Raw genomic sequence first — 9,929 nt, forward strand, 5'->3', positions numbered from 1 at the left:
TGCTGTCGCCGAGTTTGACGTCGCTCAGGTCGAGCTTGCCGGTTTCGACGTGTACCCGCACATCACCGCCCTTGGGGGTCAGTGCACGGATACTGCCGATGGATTCGATGATGCCGGTAAACATGGGGTTCTCCTTGAGAACGAAGCCAGCGCTAAGGCGATGGCCGGGAATTATACGCTCGCCGAAACGACTGGCGTCGCAGTGACTCGCCAGTCATCGCCAACCGCGCGGATTTCAGTGATTTTCAGCTCGGGAGCGTCCTTCATATAAGCCAGCGGCCAGTCCAGCAGCGGCCGCGCCGTGGAGCCGAGGAACTTGCCGGCGATGAAGATCACGAACTCGTCGACCAGACCGAGGCGGGCAAACGCGCCGGCCAGACGCGGGCCGGCTTCGACCAGCACCTCATTGACGCCACGGTTGGCCAGCTCGATCAGCAGTTGATGCAGATCGACCTGACCGTCATCGCCCGGCACGATCAGGCATTCCGGGCCATTGGCGTATTGCTCTTCGACCGCCATGCAGGTGGCAACCAGTGCCGGGCCGGCCTTGAAGAACGGCGCGTCCAGCGGCACCCGCAGGCGCCCGTCGATCAGCACCCGCAGCGGCGGACGGCTCATGACCCGTGCGGTTTGTTCAGCATCCAGACCCAGTTCGTCGGCGCGCACGGTCAGACGTGCACCGTCGGCCAGCACCGTGTCGGCGCCAGTCAGCACTACGCTGGCCTGAGCGCGAAGACGCTGCACCGCCGAACGCGCGGCGGGGCCGGTGATCCACTGGCTTTCGCCGCTTTCCATCGCCGTGCGACCGTCCAGGCTCATCGCCAGTTTGACCCGCACGAACGGCAAGCCGTGTTCCATGCGTTTCAGGAAACCTTGATTGAGCTTGCGTGCTTCGGCTTCGAGCACGCCACTTTCGGTGGCGATGCCGGCATCCGCCAGACGCTGCAGGCCACGCCCGGCAACCTGCGGGTTCGGGTCGCGCATCGCTGCCACAACGCGAGCAACCCCGGCGTTCACCAGCGCATCGGCGCACGGCGGCGTGCGGCCATGGTGGCTGCATGGCTCAAGGGTCACGTAAGCGGTGGCGCCCCGGGCCAGCTCACCGGCTGCGCGCAAGGCGTGGACTTCGGCGTGGGGCTCGCCGGCACGCTCGTGAAAGCCTTCGCCGACATTCTGCCCGTCACGCACGATCACGCAGCCAACCCGTGGATTGGGATGGGTGGTGTAGTGGCCCTTGCGCGCCAGTTCCAGCGCGCGTGCCATGAAGTGGGCGTCGAGGATCGCCTGCTCGGCGGCGCTGGTCATTCTTTCACCGGCTCGCGGGCGAGGCGGTCGATCTCTTCGCGGAACTCGTTGAGGTCCTGGAAGCGCCGGTACACCGAAGCGAAACGGATGTAGGCCACTTCATCGAGCTTTTGCAGCTCGGCCATCACCAATTCGCCGACCACGAGGGATTTGACCTCGCGCTCGCCGGTGGCGCGCAGCTTGTGCTTGATGTGGACCAGAGAGGATTCGAGGCGCTCGACGCTCACCGGACGTTTCTCCAGGGCGCGCTGCATGCCGGCGCGGAGTTTTTCTTCGTCGAACGGTTGGCGGCTGCCGTCGGTTTTGATCAGGCGCGGCAACACCAGTTCGGCCGTCTCGAATGTCGTGAAACGTTCGCCGCAGGCCAGGCATTCACGCCGGCGGCGCACCTGTTCGCCCTCGGCGACCAGACGCGAGTCGATGACCTTGGTGTCGTTGGCACCGCAGAAGGGACAGTGCATGGTGGCTGGCAACAAAAAAAGGGAGGGCCATGGTAGCGCATCCCGGTGGCAAGACAAGCCATAGGGTTTGCGGTATACAGACTGCCATGATCGTTTGATCCACGGATTTCATTTTCTGGAGCTGCCAATGTCGCTACGACCGCTCGTTTTGCTCAGTCTTTTCGCCCTGCTGGTGGCTTGCGGCAGCGACAAGCCCAAGCCGCAACCGCCGACACCGGGACCTGCGCCGCAGCAGGCGCAGAAAAAAGCCAGAGAAGCAGCCGACCTCGGCCCGCTGCCGGCCTATCAACGGGAACTGAGCGGCACCCTGCAAGGCGTGCCGGCTGGGGCCGAAGTCGAACTGGCGCTGCTGGTGATCGATGACAAGTCGCGCCCGCAACAACTGCTCGCCAGTTCCAGCCTGATCGGCAACAACCAGATCCTGCCGTTTCGCCTGCGCTTCAATCCGGAAGCCTTTCCGGCCGGCGCACGGGTTGAGCTGCGCGGTCGCGCCACGCAGTCGGGCCAGTTGATCCTGCACCTGCCGTCGCAAACCATTACCCAGCCGACCACACAGGCGCTGGGCCAGCTTCAATTTGTCAAAGCACCATGACGGCACCGCTCGACCTGCAACTGGCGTTAGGTGAATTGCTTGGTGATGCGCGGCTCAAGGCCTGCGCATTGCCCGATACCGATTTGCAGCTGTGGCTGATCGACGGCGACAACATGGAGCGTGAATTCAGCCCGGACGAAACCCGGCGCATCCTTCACGAACCGCCGTATTGGAGCTTCTGCTGGGCCAGCGGTCTGGCGGTGGCGCGCTATCTGGCGGAATTTCCCGAGTGGGTGCGTGGCAAGCGCGTGCTGGATTTCGGCGCCGGCTCCGGGATTGCCGCGATTGCTGCGGTAAAGGCCGGGGCGCTGGAGGTGGTGGCCTGTGACCTGGATCCGCTGGCGATTGCCGCGTGCCGGGCCAACGCTGAACTCAATGATGTGCAGATGAGTTATTCGACGGACTTCTTTGCCGAGGCTGATCGGTTCGATCTGATTCTGGTCGCCGACGTGTTGTACGACCGCGAAAACCTGCCGCTGCTGGATGCGTTTCTTAGCCGTGGCCGTGAAGCACTGGTGGCGGATTCGCGGGTTCGGGATTTTCGCCATCCGTTGTATGAGCGGATCGAAATGCTCGAGGCGATGACGCTGCCGGATCTGGCGGAGCCTGAAGAATTTCGGCAAGTGAGCCTGTACCACGCGCGGCGCTAACCAAAAGCATCGCGGGCAAGCCCGCTCCCACAGTGACCGAGTCGAACCAACATTTCGTCTACGACACAGAACCCTGTGGGAGCTGGCTTGCCAGCGATGGCGTCCTGCCTAGCGGTACACCTCTCAAATCTGCCCCGCTTTCGGCCACACCCCGCCAAGCCGTATAGTTGCCCCATCCACGCTTTTACGAGATCCCCCATGAGTCAGCAAACGCCGTACATTTTCGACGCCACGACTGCCGATTTCGACCAGTCGGTGATCGAAGCTTCCTTCAACAAACCGGTGCTGGTGGATTTCTGGGCCGAATGGTGTGCGCCGTGCAAGGCGCTGATGCCGATGCTGCAAGGCATTGCCGAGAGCTATCAGGGCGAACTGCTGCTGGCCAAGGTCAACTGCGACATCGAGCAGGACATCGTGGCCCGCTTCGGTATTCGCAGCCTGCCGACGGTGGTGCTGTTCAAGGATGGTCAGCCGGTGGACGGTTTTGCCGGTGCGCAACCGGAATCCGCGGTGCGCGCCCTGCTCGAGCCGCATGTGAAGATGCCGCCGCCGGCCGCCGCCGATCCGTTCGAACAGGCTCAGGCGCTGTTCGATGAAGGACGCTTCGCCGATGCCGAAGCGGCGCTGGTGGTGATGCTCACCGAAGACAACAGCAATGCCAAGGCGCTGATTCTGTATGCCCGCTGCCTGACCGAGCGCGGTGAGCTGAACGAAGCGCAAACCGTGCTCGACGCGGTCAAGAGCGATGAACACAAGGCCGCACTGGCGGGCGCCAAGGCACAGATCAAGTTCCTCGGCCTAGCCCGCGACCTGCCGGATGCCGCTGAACTCAAGGCGCGTCTTGCGCAGAATCCGCAGGACGACGAAGCGGTGTATCAACTGGCGATCCAGCAATTGGCGCGTCAGCAATACGAAGCGGCGCTGGAGGCCTTGCTCAAGCTGTTCATCCGTAATCGCAGCTACGGCGAAGGGTTGCCGCACAAGACCTTGCTGCAGGTGTTCGAGTTGCTGGGCAATGATCATCCGCTGGTGACTGCATACCGCCGTAAGGTGTTTGCTGCGCTTTATTAAGATCAACAGATCGCAGCCTTCGGCAGCTCCTACAGGTTCATCCGCAAAACATGGGTGAACCTGTAGGAGCTGCCGAAGGCTGCGATCTTTTGCGTATCACTCGATCCAGCTGTAAAGCGGTGTATCCCCGCCACTCACCACTTTTACATCCGAACTGTGGCGCAAGCGCACCAGCAAGCGCTTCCCCGCCGCTGCGCTACCGGTCAGCCCTTCCAGCTGTTCAAGCAAATCCGGCCCGCTGAGCTGCCCGGCCTTGCGCAACAGATCTTTCGCCACCTGCCACAACGCCTCGTCCTGATTCAGCGGCTTGGCTGCTGGGGCCGCTGCCATCTCTGGCTGGGTCGGCGACTGCACATTCAGAGCCGAACCGAGCTTCGCCCAATCGCTGTCATCCAGCTCTACCGTCAAATCCACCGGCGTCGTTCCGACGGTTCCGCGTATCCGCAACATCTGCATCGCTCCTGCACATTTCTGACCTGCATGCTCCCACGGGACTTGTGCAACGCCAAGCAGGCGGGCAAACTCTGCGGACTTTCGTTATAAGATTACATAACAAACTCTTCACTTTACTTTCCGGAGACCGCCATGCGTCGTCTGCTGCTCGCTTTGCCGTTTGCCCTGTTGCCGCTGGCCATCGCCCACGCTGCCGATGAGCACGATCACGACCATGAGCACGGCAGCCTCGGCGCCCATGAACACGGCGTCGGTCGTTTGAACGCCGCGCTCGACGGCCAGACCCTGGAACTGGAACTGGACAGCCCAGCGATGAACCTGGTGGGCTTCGAACACGCCGCCACCAGCGACACTGACAAAGCCAAAGTCGTGGCCGCGCGCACGACACTGGAAAACCCGCTGGCGCTGTTCAGCCTGCCAGCCGCCGCCGGTTGCAAAGTGGCCAGCCAGGAACTGCAAAGCCCGCTGTTCGGCGACAAGCCGGATGCTGACGACCATGACGATGATGACCACGACAAAGACGCCAAGGGCGGTGAAGCGCATCATCACGACCACAGCGAAATCCACGCGCACTATCAGTTCAGTTGCGCGACCCCAGGTGCCTTGAAGACCCTGGATCTGGCGAACATCTTCAATAGCTTCCCGGCGACCCAGAAAATTCAGGTACAACTGATCGGCCCGAGCGGCCAGCAAGGCACCGAAGTGACCGCCAAGGCTGCCGCCCTGAAATTCTGATTGCCTGAAAAATCCCCTGTAGGAGCTGCCGAAGGCTGCGATCTTTTGATCCTGTTTTTAAAGGCAAGATCAAAAGATCGCAGCCTTCGGCAGCTCCTACAGGGTTATGTGATCAACCATGAAACTGGTGCCATGACCCAAGCACTCATCGAACTGTCCGACCTGGGCTTCAACTGGCCCGGTCACCCGCCGCTGCTGGACATCCCGGCGTTTCGCCTGGAGCCGGGCGAAACCCTGTTCCTCAAAGGCCCCAGCGGCAGTGGCAAGACCACCCTGCTTGGCCTGCTCGGCGGCGTGCAGAAACCCGGGCGCGGCAGCATCCGCCTGCTCGGCCAGGAATTGACCGAACTGGGTGCCGGCGCCCGCGACCGCTTTCGTGTCGATCACACCGGCTACATCTTCCAGCAGTTCAACCTGCTGCCGTTTCTCTCAGTGCGCGAGAACGTCGAGTTGCCGTGCCACTTCTCGAAGCTGCGTGCAGAGCGGGCGAAACAGCGGCACGGCAGCGTCGATCAAGCCGCCGCCACCCTGCTCGCCCACTTGGGCCTGAAGGATGAAAGCATCCTCGGCCGTCGCGCCGATTCGCTGTCGATCGGTCAGCAGCAACGGGTCGCCGCCGCGCGCGCCTTGATCGGCCAGCCGGAACTGGTGATCGCCGACGAACCGACCTCGGCGCTGGATTACGACGCCCGGGAAAACTTCATTCGCCTGCTGTTCGCCGAATGCCGCGAGGCCGGATCGAGCCTGTTGTTCGTCAGCCACGACCAGAGCCTGGCGCCGCTGTTCGACCGTCACCTGTCCCTGGCCGAGCTCAATCGCGCCGCCACGTCTGCCGAGGTCTGAGATGTATCTGTTTCGTCTGGCCATGGCCAGCCTGGCCAACCGCCGCTTCACCGCCCTGCTCACCGCGTTCGCGATTGCCCTGTCGGTGTGCCTGCTGCTTGCCGTCGAGCGCGTGCGCACCGAGGCCAAAGCCAGTTTTGCCAGCACCATCAGCGGCACCGACCTGATCGTCGGCGCCCGCTCCGGTTCGGTGAACCTGCTGCTGTACTCGGTGTTCCGCATCGGCAACGCGACCAACAACATCCGTTGGGACAGCTTCGAACATTTCGCCAGCAACTCGAAAGTGAAGTGGGCAATCCCGATGTCCCTCGGCGACTCCCATCGCGGCTACCGGGTAATGGGCACCACCGAAGCCTATTTCGAGCATTACCAGTACGGCCGCCAGCAGCATCTGGAACTGGCTGATGGCCGGGCATTTGCCACCGACCCGTTCGAAGTGGTGCTCGGCGCCGAAGTTGCCGAAGCGCTGCATTACAAGCTCGGCGATCAACTGGTGCTGGCCCACGGCGTGGCGGCGATCAGTCTGGTCAAACACGACGACAAACCGTTCACCGTGGTCGGCATTCTCAAGCGTACCGGCACCCCGGTGGATCGCACGTTGCACATCAGCCTCGGCGGTATGGAGGCGATTCACATCGACTGGCACAACGGCGTGCCGGCGCGAGGCAACGGGCGGATCACCGCGGATCAGGCACGCAACATGGACCTGACGCCACAGGCGATCACCGCGTTCATGCTCGGCCTCAACAGCAAGATTTCCACCTTCGCCCTGCAACGCGAAATCAACGAATACCGTGGCGAGCCGATGCTGGCGATCCTGCCCGGCGTGGCGTTGCAGGAGTTGTGGAGCCTGATGAGCACCGCTGAAAAGGCGCTGTTCGTGGTCTCGCTGTTCGTGGTGCTGACCGGGTTGATCGGCATGCTCACGGCGATTCTCACCAGCCTCAACGAGCGTCGCCGCGAGATGGCGATTCTGCGTTCGGTCGGAGCGCGGCCGTGGCACATCGCGAGTCTGCTGGTGCTGGAAGCTTTCGCGCTGGCGCTGACCGGAGTGATCGCCGGATTGGCCTTGCTGTACATCGGCATCGCCGCCGCGCAGGGTTATGTGCAGGCCAATTACGGTTTGTATCTGCCGCTGGCGTGGCCCAGCGAGTATGAATGGACGCTGCTCGGTGGCATTCTGGCAGCCGCGCTGCTGATGGGCAGCGTGCCGGCCTGGCGCGCGTATCGCCAATCATTGGCCGATGGCCTGTCGATCCGTTTATGAGGATGTTCACCATGCCCCGCGCCGTACTCGCGCTGCTGATGCTGGTTGCCCTGCCCGTGTGGGCAGCGGCGCCGAAAGACCTGACCTGGTCGGAGATGATCCCGCCGGACGCCGCGCCGGAAGTGCCGAACATGACGCCGTTGCATGACATGTCGAAGATGGGCGATGCACTGTCCGCCGAATCGGCGCCCGCAGCGAAACAGGACATGCCCAACGCGCCGGTGGTGCAGAGCCTGGACGGCCAGAACATCCGCCTGCCGGGCTACATCGTGCCGCTGGAAGTCAACGAGGAAGGACGCACTACGGAGTTTCTGCTGGTGCCGTACTTCGGCGCCTGCATCCACGTGCCGCCACCGCCGTCGAACCAGATCGTGCATGTGAAAAGCGAGTTGGGCGTGAAGCTCGACGAACTGTATCAACCGTACTGGGTCGAGGGACCGTTGCAGGTCAAGGCGTCCACCAGCGAACTGGCGGATGCCGGGTATCAGATGGCGGCGGACAAGATTTATGTGTATGAGCTGCCGGAGTAAATTCCGGCAGTTTCAAAGTCAAAAGATCGCAGCCTTCGGCAGCTCCTACAGGGGATCGCATTTCAACTGCAGGAGCTGCCGAAGGCTGCGATCTTTTGGGGGCATCACTGTTTCATTGAGCTGAGTCAAAAGACCGTATCAGTTGGCTTCATACCATAGGACATCAGACATTTTTAACGTCCTTCTGGAGCCCCCATGAACAAGTCCTTGCTCAGCGCCTCGCTGTTTGCCCTCGCGCTCGCAGCCCCGCTCGCCCACGCCCACGAAGCCGGCGACATCATCGTTCGCGCCGGTGCGATCACCGTCAACCCGAAGGCCGACAGCTCCAGCGTCAAGGTCGATCAGGGTCCGTTGAGCGGCACCAATCTGGGCGGCAAGGCGACCATGAGCAGCGACACCCAACTGGGTCTGAACTTCGCCTACATGCTGACCAACAACATCGGTATCGAGTTACTGGCGGCCTCGCCGTTCGAGCATGACGTGAAGATCAAAGGCACCGCGCTGCCAGCTGCCAACGGCAAACTCGGCACCCTGAAACACCTGCCGCCAACCCTCAGCGTCGTGTACTACCCGCTGGACGCGAAGTCGCCGTTCCAGCCGTACATCGGCGGCGGCATCAACTACACCTGGATCTACGACGAGCACGTCGGCAGCGAAGCCCAGTCCAACGGCTTCGGCAACTTCAAGGCGAAAAACTCCTGGGGCCTGGCCTGGCAGGTCGGCGCCGACTACATGCTGACCGACAACATCATGCTCAACGCCCAGGTGCGCTACATCGACATCGACACCCGCGCCACCGTCGAGAACAATGCCGTGGCGCCGGGTACTCGTGCCAAGGTGAACGTTGATGTCGATCCGTTTGTGTACATGGTGGGTCTGGGCTACAAGTTCTAAGCAACAGTCGAACATTCGCGTGGTGGTGAATGCGGGCTAATGTGGCGAGGGAGCTTGCTCCCGCTGGGCTGCGAAGCAGCCCTGAACAAGGCAAAAGCGGTGCTTCAGAAAAACCGCGTTGACTGAATTTGCGACTGCTGCGCAGTCGAGCGGGACGGTGCGACGATTCGACGAGCTCCCTCGCCACAGGGATTGCACCGAGCGTCAAAGCGATACCCCGCCCACAAAAAAGGCGCCTGCAAAGGCGCCTTTTTTGTTTTTTCGATTTAGCGTCCCAGCAGCCGCGCCAGCCCCACGCGCATCGGCGTCGGCTCGGGCAGCTTGAAGCGTTGCAGCAAACGCGCATTGTTCGCCCGCGAATGACGGATGTCACCGGAGCGTGCCGGGCCGTAGCTGATCGGAGGCAGCTCGCCGACCACGTCTTGCAGCGCCTGCAGCATCTGCTTGAGGTTCATCGCCTGATTCCAGCCGACGTTCATCGCGCCCACTTCCACTTCAGGCTTGTCGATTGCCTGCACCAGCACGTCGACCAGATCCTCGACATAGAGGAAATCGCGGGTCTGCTCGCCATCGCCGAACACGGTGATCGGCAGGCCTTTCTGCGCCCGCTCGCTGAAAATGCTGATGACCCCGGAATACGGCGAGGACGGATCCTGGCGTGGGCCGAAGATGTTGAAGAAGCGGAAGATCACCGGTTCCAGACCGTGCTGGCGACGGTAGAAATCAAAGTAATGTTCGCCGGCCAGTTTGTCCGAGGCGTACGGGGTCAGCGGGGCTTTTGGCGTGTCCTCGTCGATGGACTCGCCTTCGCCGTTGTTGCCGTACACCGCCGCGCTCGACGCGTAGAGCACACGTTTGACCCCGGCCTGGCGCATGGCTTCGCAGACATTCAGGGTGCCGATGAAATTGCTCTGGTGCGTCTTCACCGGATCGTCCACCGACGCCTGCACCGAGGCCACCGCCGCCAGATGCGCTACCGCGCTGCAACCCTGCATCGCCTGCGCAACCAGTGCGGCATCGGCGACGTCACCGACGATCAGTTCGACGTTGGGGTTGTCCAGTGGCAGGTTGGCACGTTTGCCGGTCGACAGGTCATCGAGAATCCGCACCGAATGGCCGCTGGCGAGC

At 62.3% G+C, this 9,929-nt stretch carries 12 protein-coding genes and 1 pseudogene; 8 read left to right on the forward strand and 5 right to left on the reverse strand.

From position 1 onward, the window contains the following. The 3 genes and pseudogenes from DBR18_RS28945 to nrdR form a co-directional block, all read right to left on the reverse strand. Nucleotides 1-124: pseudogene (locus DBR18_RS28945) on the reverse strand (riboflavin synthase); the annotation flags it as partial. Nucleotides 125-171: 47 nt separating this feature from the next. Further along, on the reverse strand, nt 172-1,305 hold the full coding sequence (ribD, locus tag DBR18_RS08805) for a bifunctional diaminohydroxyphosphoribosylaminopyrimidine deaminase/5-amino-6-(5-phosphoribosylamino)uracil reductase RibD (protein ID WP_108590062.1): 1,134 nt from the start codon (nt 1,303-1,305) through the stop codon (nt 172-174). Next, the gene (gene nrdR, locus DBR18_RS08810; protein WP_003228656.1) at nt 1,302-1,766 is read right to left on the reverse strand and encodes a transcriptional regulator NrdR; all 465 of its coding nucleotides are present in this window, start codon (nt 1,764-1,766) and stop codon (nt 1,302-1,304) included. The genes ribD and nrdR overlap by 4 nt, the downstream gene beginning before the upstream one ends. Nucleotides 1,767-1,893: 127 nt before the next feature. Here nrdR and DBR18_RS08815 point away from each other — a divergent pair, with 127 nt between their 5' ends. The 3 genes from DBR18_RS08815 (at nt 1,894) to trxA (ending at nt 4,079) form a co-directional block, all read left to right on the forward strand. Further along, complete coding sequence (locus tag DBR18_RS08815) at nt 1,894-2,358, forward strand: YbaY family lipoprotein (protein WP_108590063.1); 465 nt, start codon at nt 1,894-1,896, stop codon at nt 2,356-2,358. Further along, nucleotides 2,355-3,008 (forward strand): methyltransferase, encoded by a 654-nt coding sequence (locus tag DBR18_RS08820; RefSeq protein WP_108590064.1) that lies wholly within the window; start codon nt 2,355-2,357, stop codon nt 3,006-3,008. Before DBR18_RS08815 ends, DBR18_RS08820 begins: the two co-directional genes overlap by 4 nt. 198 nt (nt 3,009-3,206) lie before the next feature. Next, nucleotides 3,207-4,079 (forward strand): thioredoxin, encoded by an 873-nt coding sequence (gene trxA / locus DBR18_RS08825; protein WP_108590065.1) that lies wholly within the window; start codon nt 3,207-3,209, stop codon nt 4,077-4,079. 96 nt (nt 4,080-4,175) lie between these two features. Here the strand turns inward: trxA and DBR18_RS08830 are convergent, their stop codons facing one another. Continuing rightward, nucleotides 4,176-4,529 (reverse strand): hypothetical protein, encoded by a 354-nt coding sequence (locus tag DBR18_RS08830; RefSeq protein WP_108590066.1) that lies wholly within the window; start codon nt 4,527-4,529, stop codon nt 4,176-4,178. Nucleotides 4,530-4,664: 135 nt separating this feature from the next. Here DBR18_RS08830 and DBR18_RS08835 point away from each other — a divergent pair, with 135 nt between their 5' ends. From DBR18_RS08835 to DBR18_RS08855, 5 genes are all read left to right on the forward strand, one after another. Beyond that, nucleotides 4,665-5,267 (forward strand): DUF2796 domain-containing protein, encoded by a 603-nt coding sequence (locus DBR18_RS08835; protein ID WP_108590067.1) that lies wholly within the window; start codon nt 4,665-4,667, stop codon nt 5,265-5,267. A 132-nt stretch (nt 5,268-5,399) separates the two neighbouring features. Next, nucleotides 5,400-6,110 carry an ABC transporter ATP-binding protein gene (locus tag DBR18_RS08840; RefSeq protein ID WP_007966120.1) on the forward strand — a complete coding sequence of 237 codons (711 nt, stop codon included), beginning with the start codon at nt 5,400-5,402 and terminating at the stop codon, nt 6,108-6,110. A gap of 1 nt (nt 6,111) precedes the next feature. Continuing rightward, the gene (locus DBR18_RS08845) at nt 6,112-7,377 is read left to right on the forward strand and encodes an ABC transporter permease (RefSeq protein WP_108590068.1); all 1,266 of its coding nucleotides are present in this window, start codon (nt 6,112-6,114) and stop codon (nt 7,375-7,377) included. Between the two features lie 11 nt (nt 7,378-7,388). Further along, a complete protein-coding gene (locus DBR18_RS08850) occupies nt 7,389-7,907 on the forward strand; it encodes a DUF3299 domain-containing protein (protein ID WP_108590086.1) in 519 nt (172 codons plus the stop codon). 195 nt (nt 7,908-8,102) lie between these two features. Next, entirely contained in the window at nt 8,103-8,801 is a 699-nt protein-coding gene (locus DBR18_RS08855; protein WP_108590069.1) for an OmpW family protein, read from the forward strand. A gap of 266 nt (nt 8,802-9,067) precedes the next feature. On the opposite strand, the gene DBR18_RS08860 is transcribed toward DBR18_RS08855, so the two are convergent. Continuing rightward, nucleotides 9,068-9,929, reverse strand: an 862-nt coding sequence (locus DBR18_RS08860) for an NAD-dependent epimerase/dehydratase family protein (protein ID WP_256588639.1), incomplete at its 5' end; no start/stop codon positions are given.

The organism is Pseudomonas sp. HMWF021 (assembly GCF_003061005.1).
Classification (GTDB): Bacteria; Pseudomonadota; Gammaproteobacteria; order Pseudomonadales; family Pseudomonadaceae; genus Aquipseudomonas.